The sequence below is a fragment of the Kribbella sp. NPDC056345 genome, from assembly GCF_042262745.1.
Classification (GTDB): domain Bacteria; phylum Actinomycetota; class Actinomycetes; order Propionibacteriales; family Kribbellaceae; genus Kribbella.
This window is the reverse complement of the sequence record NZ_JBHJQQ010000003.1, coordinates 268,652-293,178: the sequence shown is the minus strand read 5'-3', so window position 1 is coordinate 293,178 and position 24,527 is coordinate 268,652. Positions and strand designations below refer to the sequence as shown.

Genomic DNA, 24,527 nt, shown 5'->3' with positions numbered 1-24,527 from the left:
GGACTCCAGGTGGCGGGAGCGGATCCGTAACAGGGGCTTGCGCTCGATCCTGTTATCGCTAACACTCTAGCCATGATTGTGAACGGTCACAATGACGGAGGAGCTGCGGATCCGGATCCCGCCGCCGCATCGATCCGCGATGTCGGGGCGGCCGCCGGGGTGTCCTACCAGACCGTCTCACGCGTGATCAACGGTCATCCGAACGTCAGTGAGCGGGCCCGGGAGAAGGTCAACGCGGCCATCGCCGTGCTCGGCTACCGGCCGAGCCGGGCTGCGCGGGCACTGGCCCACGGCAGCGATCGGACGGTCACCGTGCTGACCTCGAACACCCGCCTGTACGGCTACGCGGAGACGCTCGGCGGAATCGAGGAGGCGGCCAGAGCGGCCGGCGTACAGGTTGCTATCCGGGTGCTGGAATCCGATCGCCCGGACGACATTGCGACTGCTGTCGAAGGGGTCAGCGATCCGCGTGCGGGTGCGGTGATCGTGCTGGCCTTCGACCGGGCCGGTGCTCGTGCGCTGCAGGCTCTGCCGGCGAACGTGAGGTCGTCGGCTGCGGCCGAGTCCTACCTGGGGCGACGGACACCGTCCGCGGACAGCGCGCGCTGGACCTGGTTCGACGACATCCTGGCCGCGCAGCACGCCACCGAGCACCTGCTGGGCCTCGGGCATCGCACCGTGCATCACATCGCGATTCCCTCGACCACCGGTGTCGGTGATCGCCAGCGTGGCTGGAAGCGCGCGTTGCAGGCGGCGGGTGCTCCGGTTCCGGACGTAGTGCGCCTGCGCGACTGGAGTATGGCGGGCGCGCACGAGGCCGCGCTGGAACTCCTGCTCGACCCCACGGTGACAGCAGTTCTCTGTGGAAACGACGACCAGGCACTCGGAGTCATGCGTGCCGCCCACGATCGCGGCCTCCGGATCCCTGATGACCTCAGTGTCGTCGGCTTCGACGACGTACCCGGTGCTGCCTTCCTCACTCCTGCCCTGACCACGGTCAGGTTCGACTTCGCCGCACTCGGCCGCCGCGCGTTCGAGCTGCTGGGGGACGGCCCGGATCCCGAACAAGTCGCGGCACCGGCTCTCGTCGTACGGGAGAGCACCGGCCCAGCACCTCAAGACAAGGACCACCGATGAACAGACTGCGCAATCCCCTGATCATGGCCACGGCCGTCGTGCTGCTGGCCGCAGCCTGCAGCGATCCCGGCGCCGGATCGGCTGGTGCGAGTACGGCGGCCTCGTGGCCGGCCGAGACGACGAAGCTGGACGGGGTGAACCTGACCATCTGGGCCGCTCAGAACAGCAACGCTGTGGCCAAGAAGGTCAGTGCGGACTTCTCGGCGGCCACCGGCGCCAAGGTGAACATCCTCACCGTCCCGGATCCGTACGAGCAGAGCGTCCAGACGAAGGTTGCCTCCGGCGACAAACCGGACCTCGCGTTCTGGCAGCCGACCGCGTCCCAGCTCACCGCAATCAACGCCAAGCAGAACCTGCAGCCGCTCGACGGCGCGCCGTTCGTCGGCAAGTACACGCCCGCGCTGAAGGACTCCACCGGCATCCTCGACAACACCCGGTATGCGGCCCTGGTGACCGTCCCCGCAGTGGAAGGCGTCTGGTACAACAAGGAGGTCTTCGCGAAGTACGGTATCGCCGCGACCCCGAAGAACTTCGACGGGATGCTCGCCGACGCCCGCAAGATCAAGGCGCAGGGTGGCGTGCCGTTCTACGAGATGGGCGGCGAGAAGTGGGCGACCCAGTGGTGGGTCCAGGTGCAGCTCGCCGACGCCGCGAAACAAGGGCTGTGGGACAAGGTGAACACGGGGCAGGAGAAGTTCACCGATCCGGCGATCCTGGGCGCGATCACGAAGTACAAGAGTCTTGTGGACGAAGGGCTGTTCAACAAGAACATCACGTCCGCAACATTCGTCGACCAGGGCAAGGCGTTGCTGGCCGGTGAGGCCGCGATGGCGATCCAGGTCAACACCTTCTTCAGCCAGCTGCAGGCACAGTCGACGACAGCCGAGCTGAACAAGAAGATCGGCTTCTTCCCGATCTCGCCGGGCGGCAACGTCGGAACCGTGATCCCGGACCAGTCGAACGCGCTGATCGCCTTCAAGACCGGTGACGCCCAGCGCGAGGCGGCGGCCCGGCAATTCCTGTCGTACTGGCTCGGTACGGCGTACCCGGGGTTCGTGAAGGAGCTGAACACCGTGTCGATCCAGACCGGCGTGGAGACGCCCGCGACCGTCCCGGACGCGCTGAAGGCCAATGCCGCCTCGCTCGGTGACTCGGTCGGCTCGATGCAGGTGCTGGCCATCGTCAACCCGGACCTCTACCTGAACCTGGCCAACATGCTGGCCGGCCAGGCGACCCCGGAGAAGGTGGCATCCGCGACGCAGGCCCAGTTCGAGCAGCTCGCCCAGGCCATCGGCGCGCCCGGCTTCTGAGAGGGACCGGATGTCCGCGGGAAAGACTCAGCGACCGGCACAACCTCTGACGTTTCTCGTGCCGGCGCTGGCGATCATGCTCGTCTTCTTCCTGGTACCGAGCGTCTACAACCTGGTCTACGCCTTCACCGACTGGTCGAGTTTCAAGAGCTCCATCAACTTCGTCGGCACCCGCAACTTCGCCAACGTGCTGAACAACGGCGTACTGCTCGGTGATCTGAAGGTCAACGTCATCTATGCGATCCTGGTCGCGGTCTTCCAGAACCTGTTCGGCCTCGGTCTGGCTCTGTTGCTGGAACGGGACACGAGGGTGAATCGGTTTGCCCGCACGATGATTTTCATCCCGGTGCTGATGTCGGCTCTTGCCGTCGGCTACATCTTTCAGGCACTGCTCAAACCGACCGGCCCGGTGAACGCGCTGCTGTCGTTCGTCAGTGGGCAGGACGTCGGCTATGCCTGGTTGAACGATCCGGACCGAACGCTGGTGTGGTTGACGCTCATCCATGCGTGGAAGTGGATGGGGCTGGCGATGCTGATCTACCTGGCCGGTCTGAAGACCATCACTCCCGAGGTCCTTGAAGCGGCGCGGATCGACGGCGTGAACCGGTGGCAGGCCTTCCTGCATGTGAAGGTGCCCTTCCTGGCGCCGGCCGTCACGTTCAACGTGGCCACCGCGCTGCTCGGATCGATGAACAGCTTCGACATTGCGCAGGCCACCACCGGCGGCGGTCCCGGGCAGACCACCGAGATCCTGAACATCTTCATCTACCGCACCTTCGGCCAGGGACTGTTCGCCCAGGCCACCACGATGAGTCTGGTCCTCGTGCTCGTCATCTCGCTGATGGCGTTCCCGACGATCATCCTGCTACGACGCCGGGAGCGTGTTCTGTGAGGACCGGCCGAAGCCTGATCCAGCCCGTGGTGGCGCTGCTGCTGGTCGCGGTGGTGATCGGCGTCCCGTTGTGGCTGGTCATCGTGACCTCGGCCAAGTCCCAGGGCGACGCTCTCGACCCGTCGCTGGCACTCCCGGCCGACGGCTGGCACTTCGCCCAGAACTACGCACGGGCATTCACCGAGGGCCGGGTGATCCGGGCCTTCCTCGGCAGCGCCTCGATCGTCGTACCGGCCGCCGTACTGGTGCTGTTGTTCGGATCGATGGCCTCCTGGGTGCTGGCCCGCCGGACCGGCCCCTGGCTGGCCGGCGTGTACGCCGTCGCGATCAGCGGGATCGTGATCCCGCCGGCCGTGATCACCCTGGTCCTGCTGCTACGGCAACTCCGGCTCGCAGGCACGCTGCCCGGGATGGTTCTCGTGTACGTCGGGATCTACCTGTCGACCGCGATCTTCTTCATCACCGGGTTCATCCGGACCATCCCGCCCGAGGTGGAAGAGGCGGCCCGCGTCGACGGCGCCGGCCCGGTCCGCACCTTCTTCACGATCATCCTGCCCCTGCTGCGCCCGGTCCTGGCGACCGCCACCATCCTGATCTGCCTGTACATCTGGAACGACGTCTTCTTCGCGTTCTTCGTCATCGGCGGCCGAATGGACACCCTGCCCCTCAACCTCTTCCAGGTCGCCAGCGCCGGCGTCTACCTGAACAACTGGAACCTCATCTTCGCCTACGTCGTCCTGATGAGCATTCCGCTACTCGTCGTCTTCGTCATAGCCCAACGCCGCATCATCTCCGGCATCACCGGCGGCGCCGTCAAGTAGCCCCGGTACGACGTTGAGCACGGTTCAACCATCCGCGCGCCCGAACCGCGGTCGATGGCTGCTCAAGGTGGCTGCGATCTCGGGTTCGCAGCCTGTCCCGCGCGCTATCCGATGGATTTTCGTCACCGAGTCCCCAAAATCCATCGGATAGCGCAGACCTCCAGCCTCACGCACCCCAGCCACAGCCCGTCAGCCCCAGACAACGTGAAACCGCGGTAGACGGCCTCGCCATCCGGCCTAGCCATCTGCTCGGCGCGCCCTCTTGTTTTGTCGGCCGCCTTTGGCGGTCGAGTGGGCTGAGGTCCGAAAGGACTCGGCCGGTGACGTGCGCTGTGGCTGGGGTGGATGGCGAGGCCGCGACCGAGCGCCCCCCGGGGGCATTCGCTCCGGCATGCCGCAACGTCCGACGTTTCGGAGACCACGCTTTCGGGTTCTTCGGACGTCGGCAGTGGGGAGCCGTATCAGGTGAGCGCGACCGAGATGGTGACGTAAGAGTGGGGCGGTAGCTCGAGCTGCAGGCCGGTCGGGTGGGGGGTGACGGACTCGAAGGACTGGGGGGCGACTGTGTCGGGGTTGGCGGGGGTGTTGTGGGCTTGCGGGGTTTTGGCGGAGAGGATGCGGGCGGTGTGGCGGGAGACCTCGCGGCCGCGGAGGTCGAGGATGATGGGGCGCGACTCTTCGGCGTCCAGGTTCGACAGGGAGATCAGGGCGGTGTTGCCCTTGGTGGATGCCGAGGCTGAGATGAGGGACATGTCGTCGCGGGTGGGGGCGTCGAGGAGGTGGACGGCGAGGCTGTCGGCGTCGTGGTGGCCGGTGTTCATCTCGAAGACGTGGTACGTGGGGGTGCGGACCAGGGCGTTGGTGTCGGGGTCGGTGAGGATCATCGCCTGCAGGACGTTGACGGTCTGCGCGATGTTGGCCATCGTCAGCCGTGCTGCGTGCCGGTGGAAGGTGTCGAAGTGCAGGCTGGCGACGAGTGCGTCGCGGATGGTGTTCTGCTGGTAGAGGAAGCCCGGGTTGGTGCCCTCGGCAACATTCCACCAGGTGCCCCACTCGTCGAGCACGAGGCCGACCTTGCCGCAGGGGTCGAACATGTCCATCACGGTCGAGTGCCGGCGCAGCAGTTCGTCGATCTTGCCGGCCTTCGCCAGCGTCGCGTAGTACTCGTCGAGGCTGAAGTCGGTGGCGTGGCCCTTGTCGTCCCAGGTGCTGGCGATCGTGTAGTAGTGCAGGGAGAGTCCCTGGAGCGGGCCCTTGCCGCAGCCGCCGATGGTGCGCATCAGCGTCTCGGTCCAGGCGTAGTCGTCGGAGTTCGCGCCGGTGGCGATCCGGTACAGCTTGTTGTCGCCGTGGTCGCGGCAGTAGGTCGCGTACTGCCGCGCCAGGTCGGCGTACGCCTCCGCGCGCATGTTGCCGCCGCAGCCCCACGACTCGTTGCCGATGCCCCAGAACGGGACCCGCCACGGCTCGTCCCGGCCGTTGGCGCGGCGGAGGTTCACCATCGGTGACTCGCCGACGCCGGTCAGGTAGTCGACCCACTCGCGCATCTCGCGGACCGAGCCCGATCCGACATTGCCGCTGATGTAGGGGTCGGCGCCGAGCAGTTCGCACAGGTCGAGGAACTCGTGGGTGCCGAAGCTGTTGTCCTCGACGACGTTGCCCCAGTGGGTGTTGACCATCGTCGGCCGCTCGGCGCGCGGGCCGACGCCGTCGCGCCAGTGGTACTCGTCGGCGAAGCAGCCGCCCGGCCAGCGCAGGTTCGGGATCTGCAGCGCGCGCAGCGCCTCGACCACGTCGGTGCGGATGCCGCGGATGTTCGGGATCGGGGAGTCCTCGCCGACCCAGAACCCGCCGTAGATGCAGCGGCCGAGATGCTCGGCGAAGTGCCCGTAGAGGTGCCGGCTGATCCGCGGTCCGGGCAGATCCAGATCGACAACCGCACGCGTGGTGGTCACAAGTCAGTCCTCCGGTCGTGGTGCAGGGCGGTCAGAAGTATATCGATAAACATCGTCGCCGTACGGCTCGCTCTTGACCCTCTGTTGAGCCCGCACCTACATTCGTCGAAGCGCTTCGACAAATCGACTGGAAGGCCGCAGATGAAGTTCACCGATGGTTACTGGCAGTTGCGGCCCGGGGTGACCCGGTTGTCGCCCGCCGGTGTGGAGAGTGTGGAGGCCGGGGAGCGGTCCGTGACCGCGTTCGCGCCGGCCCGCCGCATCGACCGTCGCGGTGACACCCTCAACCAGCCGTTGTTCACGATCACCCTCGATGCGCCGGCCGAAGGCGTCATCGGGGTCCGGATCGTGCACCACGCCGGGGGAGTCCCGGTCCGGCCGGCCTTCGCGCTGGAGACCGACGACCTGCATCCGGTCAAGGTCGAGGTGGACGACACGACTGCACGGCTGACCAGCGGCGACCTGACCGCCGTACTGCGGCTCGACGGGCCGTGGGACCTGCGCTTCGAGGACGGACGTGGCGAGCTGACCGGGTCGGGGGCCCGCAGTGTCGGGCTGATCACCGACTCGGAGGGCCGGCAATACCTGCACGAGCAGCTCTCGCTGGGAGTCGGCGAGAGCATCTACGGGCTCGGTGAGCGGTTCGGGCCGCTCGTGAAGAACGGCCAGGTCGTCGACATCTGGAACGCGGACGGCGGTACGTCGAGCGAGCAGGCGTACAAGAACGTCCCGTTCTACTCGAGCAGCCGGGGGTACGGCGTACTGGTCGACACCCCGGCGCATGTGTCGTTCGAGGTCGGGTCCGAGGTTGTCTCGCGCAACCAGTTCAGTGTCGAGGGACAGGAGTTGCGGTACCTCGTCTTCGCAGGTCCGACGCCGAAGGACGTGCTGCGCCGCTACACCGGCGTGAGCGGGCGCCCGGCGCGGGTGCCGGCGTGGTCGATGGGACTGTGGCTGTCGACGTCGTTCACCACGGACTACAACGAGCCGACGGTGGCGTCGTTCGTCGACGGGATGGCTGAACGCGATCTTCCGTTGAGCGTCTTCCATTTCGACTGCTTCTGGATGCGGCAGTTCCACTGGTGTGACTTCGTCTGGGATCCGATCGCCTTCCCGGACCCAGCCGGTATGGTCCGGCGGCTGAAGGAACGCGGCCTGCGCGTGAGTCTCTGGATCAACCCGTACATCGCGCAGCGGTCGGTGCTGTTCGAGGAAGGGCGCGAGCACGGCTACCTGCTCAAGCGTCCGGACGGTTCGGTCTGGCAGTGGGACAAGTGGCAGGCCGGAATGGCGATCGTCGACTTCACCAACCCCGCGGCCACGGCGTGGTACCGGTCCAAGCTGCAGAGCCTCATCGATCTGGGTGTCGACTGTTTCAAGACCGACTTCGGTGAGCGGATCCCGACCGATGTCAGCTGGTACGACGGTTCCGATCCGGAGCGCATGCACAACTACTACCCGCACCTCTACAACGAGGCGGTCTTCGATCTGCTCCGCGAGAACCGCGGTGACGGTGACGCCGTCCTGTTCGCCCGGTCAGCGACCGCCGGCGGCCAGCAGTTCCCGGTCCACTGGGGTGGCGACTGCGAGTCGACGTTCGAGGCGATGGCCGAGTCGCTGCGCGGCGGCTTGTCGCTGGCGTCGTCCGGCTTCGGCTACTGGAGTCACGACATCGGCGGCTTCGAGGGCACACCGGACGCCGCGGTCTTCAAGCGCTGGGTGCCTTTCGGTCTGCTGTCCTCGCACTCCCGGCTGCACGGCTCGGGCTCCTACCGCGTGCCGTGGGCGTTCGACGACGAAGCAGTGGCTGTCCTGCGCAGCTTCACCAAGCTCAAGCTGTCACTGATGCCGTACCTCGCAGACGTCGCGGAACAAGCCCACCTCACCGGTACGCCGATGATGCGGCCGATGGCGCTGGAGTTCCCGGACGATCCTGCTGTCAGCCACCTGGATCGCCAGTACATGCTCGGTCCGGACATCCTGGTCGCACCGGTACTGAGCGCCGATGGCGCAGTGACGTTCTATCTGCCGGAGGGCCGGTGGACGAGCTTGCTGGACGGTGGGCAGCTCAGTGGCGGTCGGTGGTTCACCCAGCAGCACGGCTTCGAGAGCCTGCCGGTCTACGTCCGTGAAGGTGCGGTCCTGCCAGTAGGTGCGGTCGACGACCGGCCGGAGTACGACTGGGCCGACGGAGTCGAGCTGCGCTGGTTCCAGCCTGCCGAAGGCGATGTCCGCCGGATCCGGTTGCCCCGGCCCGGCGGCGAGACGGCCGCTGTCATCGAGTTGACGCTGACGGACGGTCAGCCGGTGGCCGCAGTTGCTGAAGGCAACTGCGACCACTTCGACGTGACCGTGATCAGCTGAAGGACAGCTCCCGCAGGGACACCCCGGCTTCGGCGAACACGACGTACAGCGTGTGGACGCCGGAGCCGGTGGTGATTGCGGTGCTGAGCTGAGTCCAGCTGTGGCGATGACCGGTCGGCTGGACCTCGACGGTGGCCAGCACCGCGCCGTGGTACGGATCGTCGAGCCGTAGCTCGATCGTGGCCGGCTTGGAGAGCTCACTGGCCACAGTGAGCAGGCACTGCGCTACTCCGGCGCCGAACGAGGTGTCCGCGAACGCGAGCCAAGCCCCTGGGTGCTCCGACCGTACGGCGTCGCCGCGGTCAGGCTCGGCATCAGTCAGCGCGACACCGCAGTACTCGTCGAACGCGGCGGCAGGCAGGGGAACAGCGGCCAGGTCGCGGTCAGGGATCGGATCACCCAGTACGTCGACCGGCGCGCTGAGCCGGATGTCCGTACACGACCGCCCGATCAGGATGCTGTGCCTGGCCGGCTCGATCCAGTACCGGTCCCGAGTCACATCCCAGATCGCCAGGTCGGCCGCCCGGACGGTCAGCTCGACCCGAGCCGACTCACCGGGAGCGAGATCGAGATGCTGGACCGCGCGGAGCCGGCGCAGCGGCTGCTTCACCCGCGAGTTCTGCTGATGGGTGTAGAGCTGGACGACCTCGTGGCCGGGCCGGATACCGGTGTTGGTCACCGTGCAGCTGACCTGGACCTCGCCATCCTTGGCGATCGTCGGTGCGCCGATCTCCAGTTCGCCGTACGCGAAGGTCGTGTAGCTGAGGCCGTGGCCGAAGGGGTAGAGCGGACTGCCCCGGAAGTACTGGTAGGTGGCGTCGCTGGTGATGATGTCGTAGTCGAGGAGGTCCGGCAGATCGGCCTCGGACCGGTACCAGGTCTGCGGCAGCCGGCCGGCGGCGTCGGCAACTCCGAACAGGACATCGGCGAGGGCGTGGCCGTACTCCTGGCCACCGTGGGCCGACCAGACGATCGCAGGCAGCTCGCGCTCGGCCCATCCGGTCGAGAATGGGTAGCTGCTCGCCATCACCAGGACAGTCCGCGCGTTACCGGCCTGTACGGCGCGGACGAGCCGTTTCTGTCCGGCTGGTAGTTCCAGGCTGATGCGATCCTCGGTCTCGCGGCCGTTCACCAGCGGATGGTTGCCGACGACAACCACTGCGACGTCGGCGCGCGCTGCGGCCGCAGCGGCCAGTACGGCGCCGTCGACGACCTTGGTGAACTCGAACACGGTCGGCTCAGCTGCACTGACCGTGATCCGCCCGTCATCCTGCTTGGTCACGTGGTGACCGGTTGTGTGATGTCGGAGCACGCACTTGCCGTCCTCGACCGGGACGACTGCGAAGGTCTCGTTGACCACCCAGCTGTTGGGACCGGGGTGATCGGCCCGCAGCGTGCCGTCGTCCGTGACGGTCAGATAGCGGCCGGTCCGCACCGAACGCAGGGTGCAGACACCGCCGCCCCAGTCGAAGAGGTCGAATCCGGCGCTCGACCTGGTCAGCCCGACCGCGCCGTCCTCGGCGGCTTCCAACGCCGTACCGTCAGCGCCGAACTGCACCCGATCCGCACCTTCGCAGTACTCGACGGCGTCGGGACCGAGGCGCTCGGTCAGCGCTTTCACCGCAGTCACCTGGTACGGCAGCGTGCCGGAGTACCAATCCTCCTGCAGGGTGTCCGCGAGCGGACCGAGCACAGCCACCCGCTGGATGTCGGTGGGCAGCGGCAGCAGCTCCTCGTTCTTGAGCAGCACGAAGGACTGCCGGGCCGCGTCCCGGGCCAGGTCTCGATGCGCTTGGCAACCGACGATGTCCGGTGCGGAAACGGTGTCACTGACAGGATCGAATTCGCCGAGCCGGAAGCGCAACGTCAGGGCGCGGGCGGCGGCACGATCGATGTCCTGCTGCGTGATCAGCCCTCGGGCCAGGGCCTCTTCGAGCAGGCCGATGACTTTGCTCGGGTCGTTGTCGTCCTGGGTGAAGCTGTCCACCCCTGCGCGCAAGGCCGCCGCGTAGGCGATCGCTCCATCAGCGCAGTAGTCCTGCAGGCCGAAGAGATTCGCTGGGGCGCCGGCGTCGCTGACGACCAGCACTTCCTGATCGGACCAGCCCCGCAGTACGTCGTTGATCAGCGGAGTGAGGTGCGCCGGCCGGCCGTTGACCAGGTTGTACGACGGCATCACGGCGACCGCCGCCCCGGCCCGTAACGGCGCTTCGAAGGCGGGCAGCTCGTACTCCCGCAGCACCCGGGCGGGCATACTGCTGGAGGTCGCGCAGCGATCGGTCTCGTTGTTGTAGGCAAGGAAATGCTTCAGGGTCGGTGCCGTCTGCAACGGACCGGAGCCGTCACCGGCCAAACCGGAGCCGAAGGCGATCGCGAGTTCACCGGTCAGCCAGGGATCCTCGCTGTAACCCTCTTCGTTGCGGCCCCACCGGGGATCCCGCAGCGGGTTCACGACCGGTGCCCAGACGTTCAGGCCGACCGCGGCCGGATCCTTGTCGTGGAAGGCGCGCACTTCGGAGCCGACCGCCGCGCCGACGGCGTGCAGCAGATCGGTGTTCCAGCTGGTCGCGAGGCCGACGGCTTGCGGGAAGACGGTGGCGGGGCCGAGCCAGGCGACCCCGTGCAGTGCTTCCGTGCCGGTCCGGAACGGTCCTACACCCAGCCGGGGGACCGGGGCCTGGTGCTGATGCAGGAGTCCGAGCTTCTCGGCCGGGGCGAGCCGATCCATCAGGTCCGCCACCCGCTCGGCCACGGGGCGCTGCGGATCGCGGAACAGGTCGTCTGACTGGGTCATCGGTTGTCGTCTCCGGGCGTTCGGTGGCTGCCGGCGGCGGGCTGAGAGTAGCAACGGCCCGTCGTCGAAGCGCTTCGACAGTTCTGGAAGGGTCGCACTCCACGGCGACCCGGTCAAGATCCCGGGCAGCGGTCGAGGCGAAATGTTTCGGCGATCGCGCGCCGAGGGGTCAGCCGGGGATGCGCCCGGCGTCGAGTTGGTCCAGAGAACGGGCCACCGCGCCGATGGCGGTGATGTCGTGTCCGAGGGTCGAGAGGACCACGCTGCAGCCGCCGGCCTGTGGTGCCAGCGCCTGCTCCTGCAGCTCCTTCTCGACCCCGGGCAGCAGCCACTCGCCGAGGGTTGCGTAGTACCCGCCGAGGACGATCAGCCCCGGGTTGAGGACGTTGGTGAGCATCGCCACGCCCTGACCGAGCCAGCTACCGGTCTCGAGAAGCGCCTTCACGGTCTTGCTGTCGCCGGCGCTGGCCTGGGCGACGACCTGCTCGACTGCCAGCTGGAGATCGTCGAGCTCGGAATCATCGCGCAACCGGCGCACCAGAGCCGGGATCCCGGCCAGGGCCTCCAGACAGCCGCGGCGTCCGCAGCCGCAGAGTGGCCCGTCCGGCGCGATCCGCAGATGGCCGACCTCACCGACGTACCCGAGGTTGCCTTGCAGTGGACGCCCGTCGGCGATGACTCCAGCCCCGAGACCGGTGTCGCCGGAGATCTGGATCAGGTTGTTCGTACCCGCGAACGGGCCGTAGCGATACTCGGCGAGGGCGCTCAGGTTGGCGTCGTTGTCCACCGACACCGGGAACGTGGGGTGGCTCAGCGCATCGAGCAGCCGGGGCTTGAGCGGGAAGTCGCGCCAGCCGAGACCAGCTGCCAGTACGACGGTGCCTTCGCGATCGACGAGCCCGGGAACTCCGACCGTCAGCCCGAGGATCTCCCGGCCAGTGGCCTCGACGGCGGTCATCGCCCGCCGGGCGAGCGCGCTCGTCGCGGTCAGTGTCTTGTCGGGGCCGGCGCCGCGACCGGGACCCGAGCGATGCCAGCGCAGGATCTGCCCACCGGCGGCGTCGTACGCGATCGCCGTCAGACCGCGCGCGCTGATCTCCATGCCGATCGCCGCGTACGCCGATCCGTCCAGCTCGAGCAGTGTGGCCGGGCGGCCGACGCGGTTCTGGGTCTGCTCGGTCTCGCGGATCAGCCTGCGGTCGATCAGGTCACCGACGATGTTGGTGATGGTCGCCTTGTTCAGGCCGGTGCCGCCGGCGATGGCGGCCCGCGAGCAAGGGGCGTTGGCACGCAGGAATCCCAGCACTGCGGACAGATTGGTGGCCCGGACATCGCTGTAGCCGGCGGTGAGTGTGCTCAACGTGTGTCCGTTCGGAGTCGTGTGTCGTGATTCGTTATGGGAGGTGTTCAGTCTGGCATCTTGTCGCGGCCCGGCGCATCCTCTACTTTGTTTGGCGTCAAGCCAAACTAACTCTAGCTCGGAACGTCCGTCGTTCCCAGTGGAAGGACTCACCGTGACCGGAACTGGAAGCAGCGGACCGAACCGCAGGAGTTTTCTCGCCCTCGTCGGAGCCGGTACGGCGGCCGTCGCCGGTGGCGCCTCGCTGACCGCCTGCTCGGACGGCGGTGGCGGCGGTTCGACCACCGCGGGCCGCGCCGAGGCCACCGACAAACTGACCGGGCTGCTGCCGAAGTACACCGCCTACGAAGGGGTGAAGCCCGATCTGCCTGGTGAGAACGGCGCCGCCCCCGGGTTCACGAAGTACCCGACCCAGCTGACCCGCGCGGTCGCCGAGGCGCCGGTGAAGAGCGGCAAGGAGGTCACGGCGATGACCCCGCTGTGGGCCCCGGCCCCGCCCGGACTGGGCAGCAACTCCTACTACGCCGCCAACAACGAGCGGATCGGCGCCGGGGTTCGGTTCAACATCGTCAACGGGATCGACTACGGCGACAAGCTCGGACCGCTGCTTGCGGCCGGCAACATTCCGGAACTGCTCTGCATCCCGGGCTGGAACATCGGCGGGCTGACCCGGTTCGGCCAGGCCGTGGACAAGCTGTTCGAGGACCTGACGCCGCACCTGGCCGGTGACAAGGTCTCGCCGTACCCGATGCTCGCGAACCTGCCGACCTCGGCGTGGGCGTACGCGGTGTGGAACTCGCAGCTCAAGGCGGTCCCGTTCCCGTCCGACGGGATCCCGTGGCTGCTGTACTACCGCAAGGACCTGCTGGACAAGGTCGGTGCGCAGCCGCCGAAGAACATCGCGGACCTCGAGGCGCTCGGCAAGCAGCTGACCGATGCCAAGCGCAAGCAGTGGGCGTTCGGCTCGATCGCCGACGAGGTGCAGCGGGCGTACGGCGTACCGGCGGGGTGGCGCAAGGATTCCAGCGGCAAGCTGGTCAACAAGATCGAGACGCCGGAGTTCGAGGAGGCCGTGGCCTTCGTCCGCAAGACGTTCCAGAACGGCTGGGTGCACCCGGAGGTTGTCGCGAACGCAAGCGCCGACCAGAAGCCGCTGTTCGAAGGTGGGCAGGTTCTGATCCGCCAGGACGGGACCGGCACGTGGGGCGAGTCGCTGCAGCGTCAGCAGGCCGTCAACCCGTCGTTCCAGATGCAGGCGGTCCTGCCGTTCGCGCACGACGGTGGCACGCCGATCGTGTGGGCCGGTGACCCGGCGGGCATCTTCACCTTCGTCAAGAAGGGCCTGCCCGCCGACCGCATTGCCGAGCTGCTGGGAGTGCTCAACTACACCGCGTCGCCGTTCGGTACCGAGGAGAACCAGCTCTACAACTACGGTCTCGAGGGCAAGCACTACACCCGGCAGCCGTCCGGTGCGCCGAAGCTGACCCCGCTGGGCCAGAAGGAGATCGCGCCCACCTACCTCTTCCTCGGTGGCCGGCCGCTGGCCATCAGCCAGAGCGAGTACCCCGGCTACGTGGAGTCGATGAGCGCCTGGCAGAACGCGGCGGCGAAGGTTCGGGAGAAGAACCTGTTCGAGGGCATCCGGGTCGAGCAGCCGGCCAAGTACGCCGCGCTGGCCCAGCCGTTCGACGACAAGATCCAGGACATCTACCGCGGTCGCCGGCCGATGAGCGACCTGAAGGTGGCGATCAAGGAGTGGCAGACCAAGGGTGGCGACGCCGGTCGCGACTTCTATGCGAAGGTGCTCAGTGACAACGGTCGCTGAGGCTCCCCGCAAGACGTCCCGGCGCGCGACGTCCCCCCGCAAGAGCGGTGCCAACTGGCGGCAGCGGTTCCGCAAGGACTGGCCGCTGCTGCTGATGGTGTCGCCGGTGGTCGTACTGCTCGGGGTGTTCCACTACTTCCCGACGCTGGGCAACGTGATCGCGTTCCAGGACTACTCGCCGTACGCCGGGATCCGGGGCAGCGAGTGGATCGGGTTCGGCAACTTCGCGCGGCTGTTCGCCGAGCCGGAGTTCTGGTCGGCGCTGACGAACACGCTGACGATCACCGGCTTCCAGCTGGTGTTCTTCTTCCCGATCCCGATCTTCCTGGCGCTGCTGCTGAACAGCGTGCTGTCGGTGCGGGTCCGGACGATGATCCAGGGTGTCGCGTACCTGCCGCACTTCTTCTCCTGGGTGCTGGTCGTCTCGCTGTTCCAGCAGATGCTGGGCGGCTCGGGCCTGCTCGCCCAGGCACTGCGCACGCAGGGGCACGGTGCGTTCGACCTGATGACGAACCCGGACACGTTCCTGCTGCTGGTCACCTCGCAGGCGGTCTGGAAGGACGCGGGCTGGGGAATGATCGTGTTCCTCGCCGCGCTCAGCACGATCAACCCGGCGCTGTATGAGGCAGCCGCGGCGGATGGCGCGAACCGGTGGCGGCGGCTGTGGCACATAACGTTGCCCGGTTTGCGCCCGGTGATCGTGCTGCTGCTGATCCTGCGGCTGGGCGACGCGCTCACCGTCGGGTTCGAACAGTTCATCCTGCAGCGCGCCGCCGTCGGCGCCGATGTGTCGGAGGTGCTGGACACCTTCGTGTACTACCAGGGCTTGCTGGTCGGCGACTTCGGGTACGGCGCTGCCGCCGGCCTCTTCAAGGGAGTCGTCGGACTCGTGCTGATCCTGGTCGCCAATCGATTCGCTCACATGATGGGTGAGCAGGGGGTGTACTCGAAGTCATGACGACGCAGAACCTGACGATCCCTGGCCGGTTGGCCCGGCGCCGGGCCGCCGCGGAGAACAAGCGCCCGTCGTGGGAGGAACCGCCCTCGGTCCCCGGCCGGCTCGGCAAGGGAGTCGTGCTCGGGCTGGTCGTGCTGGCGGTGACGTTCCCGCTGTACGTCGTGGTGGTGACCAGCCTGTCGAGCACCGAAGCGGTCACCCGGGCCGGCGGTCTCGTGGTCATCCCGCGAGAGCTGACTCTGTCGGCGTACGTCCAGTTGCTGTCCGGGGGAGTGGTCACCAAAGCCTTGGTGGTCAGCATGGGCGTCACTGTGATCGGGACGGTGTTCAGTCTGGCGATCACGGTCCTGGCGGCGTACGGACTGTCGCGGCCCGGCTCGTTGCTGCATCGGCCGCTGCTGTTCGTGGTGCTGCTGACGTTCCTGTTCGGGCCCGGCATCATCCCCAGCTACCTGCTCGTGAGCTCCTTCGGGCTGATCGACAGCTACGCCTCACTGATCCTTCCGACGGCGATCTCGGCCTTCAACCTGATCGTGATGCGCTCGTTCTTCATGGGCATCCCGGGCGAACTGATCGACAGTGCCCGGGTGGACGGTGCCGGTGAGTTCGGCATCCTGACCCGGATCGTGATGCCGCTGTCGAAGGCGGTCGTGGCCGTCGTCGGCCTGTTCTACGCGGTCAGCTACTGGAATGCCTTCTTCAACGCCTTGCTCTACCTCAACGACAACAACAAGTGGCCGCTGCAGCTCGTGCTGCGGACGTACATCGTGCAGGCCCAGCAGTTGCCGTCCGGTGCCGGGGGGATCGCGGCCTCGCCGGGGATGAACCTGGCCCCCGCGCCGACGCTGGCGATCAAGATGGCGATCGTCGTGATCGCGGTCCTGCCGGTGCTGCTGGCCTACCCGTTCATCCAGAAGCACTTCACCAAGGGCGTCATCATCGGCGCGGTCAAGGGGTGATCAGAACTATGGATCTGAAGCGAAGGAACTTCCTGGCGCTGAGCGCCGGAGCCGCCGCCGTCGCTACCACGTCCGCGCAGCCCGCCGCCGCGGCGGCGGATCGCCGGGAGCGTTATCGCTGGCGCAACGTCGAGATCGTCGGCGGTGGGTTCGTCACCGGCATCATCCATCACCCCAAGCAGCGCGGCCTGGTCTATCTGCGCACCGACATCGGTGGTGCCGCTCGGCTCGACCAGCGCACCCAACGCTGGGTGCAGTTGCTGGAGTGGGTCGGGTTCGAGGACTGGAGCCTGACCGGGGTCGAGAGTCTCGCGCTGGATCCGGCGGATCCGCGGCGTCTCTATCTCGCGGTCGGGACCTACACCAACGAGTGGTCCCCGATCAACGGGGCGATCCTGCGGTCGCGCGATCAGGGCCGGACGTTCGAACGGACGGATCTGCCGTTCAAACTGGGTGGCAACGAGCCGGGCCGGTCGATGGGCGAGCGGCTCGCGGTCGATCCGATGGACGGCCGGGTGCTCTACTTCGGGACCCGCAACCAGGGCCTGTGGCGCAGTCCGGATCGCGGCGTCACCTGGGCCCGGGTGGACAGCTTCCCGAGCACCGGTACGGCGGGGATCGGTATTGGCTTCGTCTTCTTTGACACACGCGGTGCCCGGCGTGGCCGGCCGACGCCGACGATCTATGCCGGAGTCACCGATCTCGCGGCGCCGCTGTTCCGCAGCGATGACGCCGGCCTGACCTGGCAGCCGGTCGCCGCTCAGCCGACCGGCCTGATGCCGCACCACGGCGAACTCGGTCCCGACGGTTGCCTCTACGTCACCTACGGCGACCGCCCCGGGCCGTACGAGATGTACGACGGCTCCGTGCACAAACTCGACACCAAGACCGGGGTGTGGACCGACATCACACCGTTGCGGCCGAACACCGGCGGCGAGGCGGGATTCGGGTACGCCGGTCTCGCGCTCGATCCCCGGAAGCCGGGAACCGTCATGGTGTCGACGATGAGCAGGTGGGGTCCGGTCGACGACGTGTTCCGGTCGGTCGACGGCGGCGCGACCTGGCACTCGATCGCCGAGCGCATCGAGCTGGACGTCTCCGGAGCGCCGTACCTCACGTTCCATGGGGAGAAGGCGAAGCTCGGCTGGATGATCGGCGACATCTCGATCGATCCGTTCGACTCGAACAAGGTCATGTACGTGACCGGCGCGACCGTGTTCGGCACCGATGACGTGACGAACGCCGAGCGTGGCCGCAGTACGCACTGGTCGGTGCGGGCGCAAGGGCTCGAGGAGACCGCGGTGCTGGATCTGATCAGCCCGCCCTGGGGCCCGCCGTTGATCAGTGCGCTCGGCGACATCGGCGTCTACCGGCACGACCGGCTGGACGTCGTACCGGCCGACGGTCAGGCGGCGAACCCGGTCAGCGGTACATCCCCGAGTCTCGACTATGCCGCTCGTACGCCGGGCTTCGTCGTCCGGCTGGCGAATGCCGGGGCGGGGGAGCGCGGTGCGATCTCCGTCGACGCGGGCAAGACGTGGGCGCCGTTCCCTGGTGAGCCTGCCGGGCTCACCCAGACCGGGAAGGTTGCCGTCAGCACCGATGCACGCACACTGGTGTGGGTCTCGGGCAACCTGGTTCCGCACTTCTCGCGGGACCGCGGTGCCACCTGGTCGCCCGTCGAGGGACTGCCGAACGACGTCACCGTGGTCGGCGACCGTGTTGACCCGACGCTGTTCATCGCGGTCGCGGCCGCCACCGGTACGGCGTACCGCAGTGTCGATGGTGGCCGGACTTTCGTGCCGACGGCAACGGGTCTGGTGGTGTCCCAGGCCAAGCTGGAGACCGTGCTGGATCGGTCGGGGCATTGCTGGCTCGCGGGTGGGAGCGGTGGACTGTATCGCTCGGCCGACGGCGGACAGACCTTCGACCGGTTGAGCAGTGTGGACGAGGCGGTGACGATCGGGTTCGGCAAGGCACGACCCGGCTCGTCGCACATGGCGGCGTACGCATCGGCGAAGGTGGCCGGCCAGTGGGGGATCTACCGGTCCGACGACGTTGGTACCACGTGGATCCGGGTGAACGACGACAAGCATCAGTACGCCTCGACGAATGATGCGATCACTGGTGATCCGCGGGTGTACGGCCGGGTGTTCGTGTCCACGAACGGACTTGGGATCCCTTACGGAGAACTCTGTTGACGCTGAGTGGTTGGAGATGAAGGCAATGTACTTCGGCGGCGACTACAACCCTGAGCAGTGGTCGCCGGAGACCTGGAAAGAAGACGCCGAGCTGATGCAGTGGGCCGGGGTGAACCTGGCCACGGTCGGCGTCTTCTCGTGGTCGAATCTCGAGCCGCGGCCCGGGCAGTACGAGTTCGGCTGGCTGGACACGGTGCTGGACCTGCTCGCGGATCACGGCATCGGTGTCGACCTTGCGACACCGACCGCCTCACCACCACCGTGGTTCAGCCTGAGGCACCCGGAAGCCCTCACGGTCACGGCGGCCGGCACGAGGCTGACGCACGGCAGCCGGGACACGTACTGCGTCTGTTCGCCGGCCTACCGCGAGGCAGCGAAGCGGATCTGCGGCGTGCTGGCCGATCGGTACGCCGAGCATCCGGCGCTCACGATGTGGCACGTGCACAACGAGTACGGCACGGTCTGCTTCTGCGATCAGGCTGCCGCGTCCTTCCGCATCTGGCTCCAGAACCGGTACGGCGATCTCGATGCACTCAATGCTGCCTGGACGACGTCGTTCTGGAGCCAGCGGTACTCCGACTGGGCGGAAGTGATGCCGCCACGGGCGACGCAGTACCTGGTCAATCCCGCCCAGTTCGTCGACTATCGGCGGTTCTGGTCGGACGAACTACTGGCGGCCTTCCAGGAGCAGCAGGCGATCCTGCGGGTGGCGACACCCGACGTGCCGGTGACGACGAACTTCGTCTTCGGCAACTGGGTGCCGGTCGACCATCATCGCTGGGCCGACGCGGTGGATCTTGTTGCCATTGACAACTACCCGTCCGGGACCGGTCTGGCGGCCGAGGAGCAGACGGCGTTCGCGGCCGACCAGGCCCGGGGCTGGGCGCGACGCGGTGAGTGGCTGCTGATGGAACAGGCTCCTGGCTCCGTCAACGACGGAACGCGCCTGAGCACCAAGGCCCCGGGCCGGATGACCCGGATGAGTCTGTCGCACGTTGCCCGCGGATCGCGTGGTGCGCTGTTCTTCCAGTGGCGGGCCTCGGCCGGCGGGTCCGAGCAGTTCCATCCCGCGATGGTGCCGCATGCCGGGCAGGAGTCCCGGCGCTTCCTGGAGGTCTGCGAGCTCGGCGGCCTCCTGGGGCGGCTGGACGATGTGACCGGCAGCGAGGTCGAGGCCGAGGTTGCCGTGCTGTGGGACAGTGCGGCCTGGTGGGCGATGCAGGGCACACATCTGCCGTCGTCCGAGCTGGACTACCTCGAGGCGGTCCAGTCCGCGCACCGGCAGTTCTGGCGGGCCGGCGTCGGGGTCGACGTGATTCATCCGGCGGCGGACCTGACGCCGTACCGGCTTGTCGTCGTTCCGTCGCTGTATTTGATCGATCCAGCCCACGCGGCCGTACTGCGGGAATACGTCGCGGCGGGTGGCCACGTGCTGATCACCTATTTCAGCGGCATTGTGGACCCGAACTGCCGGGTATTTCTCGGCGGCTATCCGGGTGCATTCCGTGAGCTGCTCGGAATCCGGGTCGAGGAGTTCTATCCGGTGGCCGAGACCGAGCTCGCCGATGCCGGAAAAGCGCGGTGGTGGAGCGAACTGATCGGCCCTGAGGGCGCCGAGGTGGTCGACGTCTATGCCGGTGGCCCACTGGCAGGTTCGCCGGCGATCACCCGGAACTCGTTCGGTGGTGGCGAGGCCTGGTACGTCTCGACCCAGCTCGAGGATGCCGGCTACCAGCGGCTCGTCGAGACGATCTGCCGACGGGCCGGCGTAGTACTGCCGAACCTGCCGGACGGGGTGGAGATGATTCGCCGCCGGCAGGACGGGACCACGTGGACCTTCCTGCTGAACCACGGCGCGGGAGAAGCCACGATCGAGATCGACGGGCACGACCTCGTCAGCAGGCTGCCGATCGAGGGTGTGCTGACGCTGAAGCCGGGAGATCAGGCGGTGGTCGAGCGGTCCAGCTGAGGCGCGGGGCCACTGCTCGCGCGGGGGGTGAGCACCGCGGGGACGAGAGTCCCCGCGGGCGGGGCGAGCCCGTCGAGCTTGCCGATCAGGAGCTCCACCGCCCGCTGCCCGATCTCCTCGGCCGGTATCGCGACCGAGGAGAGCCGCGGCCGCTGCCCCTCCGCGACGTCGTCGGCGCAGATCGCCAGCACGGACATGTCCTCGGGAACGCGGCGGCCGAGACTGCGCAGGACGTCGAGCAGGGGACCGATGATCGGCTCGTTCTGAACCACCAGGCCGGTCAGCTCGGGCTCGTCGCGCAGCAGTTGCTCGACTGTCTTCAGCACCGCCTCGTGGCTTGACTCGCAGGGCGTCTCGACGCCATGGACGTTGCGGCGGTCGACGCCCGCACGGAAGCCCTCCCGGGTCCGATGCGCGAATCCCGTCTGCCGTTCGTACACGGCCGACGGGGTGCCGAGCAGGGCGATGCGCTGGTGGCCGAGGTCGGCGAGGTGGTCGACGCAGAGCTCGGCGGCCCGGACGAAGTCCAGGTCGATACAGGTCAGTCCCTCGGCATCCAGCGGGAACCCGATCAGGATCGACGGCAGGTCCAAGGCGCGCAGCAGCGGCACGCGCTCGTCGTACAACTCGATGTCCATCACCACGACGGCGTCGACCAGCGAACTCTGCTGGACCCGCTCCAGGCCGGTGGCGCCTTCGTCGGCGGTGAGCAGCAGGACGTCGTGGTCGTACCGCCGGGCGGTCGTCACGACCGCGGTCGCGAACTGCATCATCACCGGGACGTGCATGCCTGCGCGCAGCGGGATGACCAGGGCCAGCACGTTCGACCGGCTGGAGGCGAGGGCCCGGGCGCTCGCGTTCGGCCGGTAGCCGAGGGCGTCGACACTCGCGTTCACCCGCTGGCGTGTCTCGGGGGAGATCGAGCGCTTCCCACTGAGAACATAGGAGACCGTGCTGGTTGCGACGCCCGCGTGCTTCGCAACGTCGGCGATCGTCACCATGGGACCTACCTCGGGGTCGGAGCTGCACTGCGGTCAGAGTTGCAGGTCGAAGCGCTTCGATAATAGCACTGGCCGAGATATTGACGCTGCGCGTTCGCATTGCGACAGTGGTGGTCCCTGGAGTCGGTGGCGGGTTCTCCCCGCCTTCTTTTACGGGAGTTATCGAAGCGCTTCGATCAAATGGTTCGATAAACCAGCCGTCGCCGACGCCCACTCCGAGAAGGGAACATAACGATGATGAAGACCTTCAAGCCGGTGGCAGCGCTGGTGACGCTGTTCGCGGCTCTGTTCGCCTCGGCCCTGCCGGCCCAAGCGGCCACGTGGAGCTCGAGCGACAAATGGGGCACGTGGTCGAACGGCGGCTACACGGTCCGCAACAACGTCTGGGGCAGCGGTGCCGGCGCCCAGTCGATCTGGGCGAACTCCTACAGCAACTGGGGTGTCTGGGCCAACCACCCGAACACCGGCGGCGTGAAGTCCTACCCGCACTCCGACCGGAACATCGGCCGGCGCATCAGTGCCCTCGGCACCCTGACCAGCAACTTCAACGTGTCCAGGCCGGGCAGTGGGGCCTACTGCACCTGCTACGACATCTGGGCCGACGGCACCAACCACGAGATCATGCTGTGGATGAACAAGCAGGGCGCTGTCGGACCCATCGGCAGCCGGCAGACGAGCGCTACGGTCGGCGGCCACTCGTGGGACGTCTACCGCGGTTCGAACGGCTCCAACGCCGTCTACTCGTTCGTCCGCACCAGCAACACCAACTCGGGCTCGGTCGACATCAAGGCCGTCCTGAACTGGCTGCGCAACAACGGCTGGATGGCTGACCACGTCGTCACCGACGTCCAGTTCGGCTTCGAGATCACGTCCTCCAGCGGTGGTCTGAACTTCGCCAGCAACAGCTTCGGGGTCAACTTCTCCTGATCTGTGCAACAGACGAGGCGCTGCCCGCCGGCAGCGCCTCGTCCGGTCCCAGCTAGCTCAGGGTGGTGGGGGCGGTCACCTCCAGTTCGGCTAGCTGGAAGCGGTAGGCGTTACCTGCGGCCTCGGGAATCGGGAGGCCCAGTTTCGTGGCGGTGACTCGCAGATAGCGGTAGGAGCCTGCAGCCGGGAACGTCTGAGGGCCGAGTACCGGGGCGCCAGCGCCGTACCCGGTCTTGGTGACGAGCGGCTGGGACCAGGTGGTGCCGTCGTTCGAGCCCTGGATGGTGAAGTCGGCGGGGAACGCGCGGCCGTCACCGAACTGGTCGCTGCGGGGCCACAACGTCACGGCGTCGAAGGTCCGGGTCGCTCCGAGATCGACGCGGACCGACTCGGTGGCGGCTGCGGTCGGGTGCTCGACCGACGTCCAGCCCATGGTGGGGTTGCCCTCGTTCGCGCCCGTGTAGCTGTAGCGGCGGCCGTCGACAAGTGCGGTCGGACCCCAGCCCTGACCTGCGTTCGTGTACGACGAACTCGGTGCGACCGTCGCGCCCCGCGCGAAGTCGATCGTGGACTGCACTCCTGGTACAGGCTTCGAGCCCGGCGTCTCGGATGACGGGGTGAGTTCGATCAGTGCGACCGCGTTCGGCGCGAGAGTCACCGTGCTGGACCAGTTGGAGGCCGAGGCAACGACCGTCCGGTCCGACGGCCGGAGCGGCTCGTGGGCACTGGGCCGTAGGTTCTTCTGGCCGGCGGCGTTGTCGGAGTAGGAGTTCTGCGTGTTCACGTCGTATTTGGTGACGGCGAAGTTGGACGAGGTGTACGGCAGGCTGCTCAGCGACGGATGGAACGTGGTCGCGTTCAGGGTGTTGTTCCAGAGCAGGACGGTGGTCTTCTTCGTTGCCGTGTCCGCCGTGACCAGACCGTAGGTGGCGGTTCCGTTGTTCCCGGTGATGGTCGTGCTGAGCTTGGTGTTGCCGAGGGCATCGAACATCGCGAATGCGTTACCGACCGCCTTGCGCCGGCCGTCGACGGTCAGCAGGCCGAGGTCACCGTTGAAGTCCGCACTCGGGCGCCAGCCCTCGAGCCCGCTGAAGAAGTGGATCCCGTTGAGCCCCGGTTCGCTGAGTGCGTCGTGCATGCGTTGCAGCGCGTATGACGCGGTCTGGTGCGTGTCCGGCCAGGTGCCCGGGCCGTTGTTCATCGCGGCCGTGGAGTTCCACTCGGTGATGTAGAGCTGCTTGGCCGGGATGCCGCGGCGGGAGAGTTCGGCGCGGATGCCCTGGGTGCTGTTGAATTCGTTGGGGCCGTAGGAGTGCCAGGACACGAAGTCGCAGGGGATGCCGGGGTTGGCCGCGATGTAGTCGAGCCACCCGCCGAGCAGTCCGACCGTGGGTGCCGCGACACCAGGTCCACCGACCTTCGCGGTCGGGTCGCCGCGACGGACGGCCTGGGCGCTGGCGCCGTACAGCTGGTTGTACTGCGCTGTTGTGCCGGTCCAGAAGCCGGCCCTGTTGTCGGGCTCGTTCCAGACCTCCCAGTTCCAGCCGCGGTAGCCGGAGCCGGGCATCGCCGCGTAGTGGGAGACCATCGCCTCGACCGCGCGGCCCCAGGCAGCGTAGTCCCTCGGCGGGCTGAACAGACCATTCGTGGCGAACGCGCCCGGCATGTAGCTGAGGCTGATCCAGGGGCGGACGCCGTTGTCGACCAGGGGCTTCAGTACTGAGTCGAGTTTGCTGAAGTCGAAGTTGTCGACCCCCTTCACGACACCGTAGAAGCTGTCGTCGAAGACGTGATCGACGCGGATCTCGCGCAGGCCGAGGTCGGCCAGCTCGTCGGCGTGGTCCGCGAGGACGTGCAGGTTCTGCAGGGTCAGGTAGCCGCCCTGCGAGGCGCGGAGCACGAGCTCTTTGTTCAGCGTGCCGTTGTCAGTTCCGTAGACGGCCGACACCTCGACGGTCGCAGCGGGTGCGGCGCGAACCGTCGCCGGTATCAGTGCAAGGACAAGTGGCAGAAGTAGTGCGGTCCAGCGGCGCATCGGTATCTCCTTGAGGGTT

General features: G+C 67.4%; 16 protein-coding genes. 11 read left to right on the top strand and 5 right to left on the bottom strand.

Annotated features, from left to right (window positions below; translation table 11 throughout):
* The first annotated feature begins 72 nt into the window (after positions 1–72).
* Genes ACFCV3_RS12310 through ACFCV3_RS12295 form a run of 4 tightly spaced genes read left to right on the top strand, consistent with a single transcriptional unit; the run spans position 73 to position 4,160 of the window.
* On the top strand, positions 73–1,137 hold the full coding sequence (locus ACFCV3_RS12310; RefSeq protein ID WP_376029320.1) for a LacI family DNA-binding transcriptional regulator: 1,065 nt from the start codon (positions 73–75) through the stop codon (positions 1,135–1,137).
* Positions 1,134–2,447, top strand: coding sequence for an ABC transporter substrate-binding protein (locus ACFCV3_RS12305; protein WP_376029318.1), 1,314 nt, complete (start codon positions 1,134–1,136; stop codon positions 2,445–2,447). The genes ACFCV3_RS12310 and ACFCV3_RS12305 overlap by 4 nt, the downstream gene beginning before the upstream one ends.
* 10 nt (positions 2,448–2,457) lie before the next feature.
* Positions 2,458–3,339, top strand: a complete 882-nt coding sequence (locus ACFCV3_RS12300) for a carbohydrate ABC transporter permease (protein ID WP_376029317.1) — start codon at positions 2,458–2,460, stop codon at positions 3,337–3,339.
* On the top strand, positions 3,336–4,160 hold the full coding sequence (locus ACFCV3_RS12295) for a carbohydrate ABC transporter permease (RefSeq protein ID WP_376029314.1): 825 nt from the start codon (positions 3,336–3,338) through the stop codon (positions 4,158–4,160). The genes ACFCV3_RS12300 and ACFCV3_RS12295 overlap by 4 nt, the downstream gene beginning before the upstream one ends.
* A 461-nt stretch (positions 4,161–4,621) precedes the next feature.
* Here the strand turns inward: ACFCV3_RS12295 and ACFCV3_RS12290 are convergent, their stop codons facing one another.
* Complete coding sequence (locus ACFCV3_RS12290; RefSeq protein WP_376029311.1) at positions 4,622–6,115, bottom strand: alpha-N-arabinofuranosidase; 1,494 nt, start codon at positions 6,113–6,115, stop codon at positions 4,622–4,624.
* A gap of 141 nt (positions 6,116–6,256) precedes the next feature.
* Between ACFCV3_RS12290 and yicI the strand changes: the two genes are divergently transcribed.
* Entirely contained in the window at positions 6,257–8,479 is a 2,223-nt protein-coding gene (gene yicI / locus ACFCV3_RS12285) for an alpha-xylosidase (protein WP_376029308.1), read from the top strand.
* Here yicI and ACFCV3_RS12280 read toward each other — a convergent pair.
* The gene (locus ACFCV3_RS12280; protein ID WP_376029306.1) at positions 8,472–11,273 is read right to left on the bottom strand and encodes a glycoside hydrolase family 3 C-terminal domain-containing protein; all 2,802 of its coding nucleotides are present in this window, start codon (positions 11,271–11,273) and stop codon (positions 8,472–8,474) included. The genes yicI and ACFCV3_RS12280 overlap by 8 nt on opposite strands.
* A gap of 169 nt (positions 11,274–11,442) precedes the next feature.
* Complete coding sequence (locus tag ACFCV3_RS12275) at positions 11,443–12,633, bottom strand: ROK family protein (RefSeq protein WP_376029304.1); 1,191 nt, start codon at positions 12,631–12,633, stop codon at positions 11,443–11,445.
* A gap of 154 nt (positions 12,634–12,787) precedes the next feature.
* Between ACFCV3_RS12275 and ACFCV3_RS12270 the strand changes: the two genes are divergently transcribed.
* Genes ACFCV3_RS12270 through ACFCV3_RS12250 form a run of 5 tightly spaced genes read left to right on the top strand, consistent with a single transcriptional unit; the run spans position 12,788 to position 20,545 of the window.
* Positions 12,788–14,458 carry an ABC transporter substrate-binding protein gene (locus ACFCV3_RS12270; protein WP_376029301.1) on the top strand — a complete coding sequence of 557 codons (1,671 nt, stop codon included), beginning with the start codon at positions 12,788–12,790 and terminating at the stop codon, positions 14,456–14,458.
* Positions 14,442–15,416 (top strand): ABC transporter permease, encoded by a 975-nt coding sequence (locus tag ACFCV3_RS12265; RefSeq protein WP_376029299.1) that lies wholly within the window; start codon positions 14,442–14,444, stop codon positions 15,414–15,416. The genes ACFCV3_RS12270 and ACFCV3_RS12265 overlap by 17 nt, the downstream gene beginning before the upstream one ends.
* A complete protein-coding gene (locus ACFCV3_RS12260) occupies positions 15,413–16,375 on the top strand; it encodes a carbohydrate ABC transporter permease (protein WP_376029297.1) in 963 nt (320 codons plus the stop codon). The genes ACFCV3_RS12265 and ACFCV3_RS12260 overlap by 4 nt, the downstream gene beginning before the upstream one ends.
* An 8-nt stretch (positions 16,376–16,383) precedes the next feature.
* Positions 16,384–18,576 carry a carbohydrate-binding protein gene (locus ACFCV3_RS12255; protein ID WP_376029294.1) on the top strand — a complete coding sequence of 731 codons (2,193 nt, stop codon included), beginning with the start codon at positions 16,384–16,386 and terminating at the stop codon, positions 18,574–18,576.
* Between the two features lie 16 nt (positions 18,577–18,592).
* Positions 18,593–20,545: a beta-galactosidase gene (locus ACFCV3_RS12250; protein WP_376030362.1), complete on the top strand. Its 1,953-nt coding sequence runs from the start codon at positions 18,593–18,595 to the stop codon at positions 20,543–20,545.
* Here the strand turns inward: ACFCV3_RS12250 and ACFCV3_RS12245 are convergent.
* A complete protein-coding gene (locus ACFCV3_RS12245) occupies positions 20,518–21,546 on the bottom strand; it encodes a LacI family DNA-binding transcriptional regulator (protein WP_376029291.1) in 1,029 nt (342 codons plus the stop codon). The genes ACFCV3_RS12250 and ACFCV3_RS12245 overlap by 28 nt on opposite strands.
* Before the next feature lie 234 nt (positions 21,547–21,780).
* On the opposite strand from ACFCV3_RS12245, the gene ACFCV3_RS12240 reads away from it, so the two are divergent.
* Positions 21,781–22,473: a hypothetical protein gene (locus tag ACFCV3_RS12240; protein WP_376029288.1), complete on the top strand. Its 693-nt coding sequence runs from the start codon at positions 21,781–21,783 to the stop codon at positions 22,471–22,473.
* Between the two features lie 52 nt (positions 22,474–22,525).
* Here the strand turns inward: ACFCV3_RS12240 and ACFCV3_RS12235 are convergent, their stop codons facing one another.
* Positions 22,526–24,508, bottom strand: coding sequence for a discoidin domain-containing protein (locus ACFCV3_RS12235; RefSeq protein ID WP_376029286.1), 1,983 nt, complete (start codon positions 24,506–24,508; stop codon positions 22,526–22,528).
* Between the last annotated feature and the right edge of the window lie 19 nt (positions 24,509–24,527).

What these genes read in the sequence shown, in the direction of transcription:
- ACFCV3_RS12255 (WP_376029294.1), top strand. Translation starts at nt 16,384, where the DNA reads ATGGATCTGAAGCGAAGGAACTTCCTGGCGCTGAGCGCCGGAGCCGCC.
- ACFCV3_RS12300 (WP_376029317.1), top strand. Translation starts at nt 2,458, where the DNA reads ATGTCCGCGGGAAAGACTCAGCGACCGGCACAACCTCTGACGTTTCTC.
- yicI (WP_376029308.1), top strand. Translation starts at nt 6,257, where the DNA reads ATGAAGTTCACCGATGGTTACTGGCAGTTGCGGCCCGGGGTGACCCGG.
- ACFCV3_RS12280 (WP_376029306.1), bottom strand. Translation starts at nt 11,273, where the DNA reads ATGACCCAGTCAGACGACCTGTTCCGCGATCCGCAGCGCCCCGTGGCC.
- ACFCV3_RS12245 (WP_376029291.1), bottom strand. Translation starts at nt 21,546, where the DNA reads ATGGTGACGATCGCCGACGTTGCGAAGCACGCGGGCGTCGCAACCAGC.
- ACFCV3_RS12235 (WP_376029286.1), bottom strand. Translation starts at nt 24,508, where the DNA reads ATGCGCCGCTGGACCGCACTACTTCTGCCACTTGTCCTTGCACTGATA.
- ACFCV3_RS12260 (WP_376029297.1), top strand. Translation starts at nt 15,413, where the DNA reads ATGACGACGCAGAACCTGACGATCCCTGGCCGGTTGGCCCGGCGCCGG.
- ACFCV3_RS12250 (WP_376030362.1), top strand. Translation starts at nt 18,593, where the DNA reads ATGAAGGCAATGTACTTCGGCGGCGACTACAACCCTGAGCAGTGGTCG.
- ACFCV3_RS12310 (WP_376029320.1), top strand. Translation starts at nt 73, where the DNA reads ATGATTGTGAACGGTCACAATGACGGAGGAGCTGCGGATCCGGATCCC.
- ACFCV3_RS12240 (WP_376029288.1), top strand. Translation starts at nt 21,781, where the DNA reads ATGATGAAGACCTTCAAGCCGGTGGCAGCGCTGGTGACGCTGTTCGCG.
- ACFCV3_RS12305 (WP_376029318.1), top strand. Translation starts at nt 1,134, where the DNA reads ATGAACAGACTGCGCAATCCCCTGATCATGGCCACGGCCGTCGTGCTG.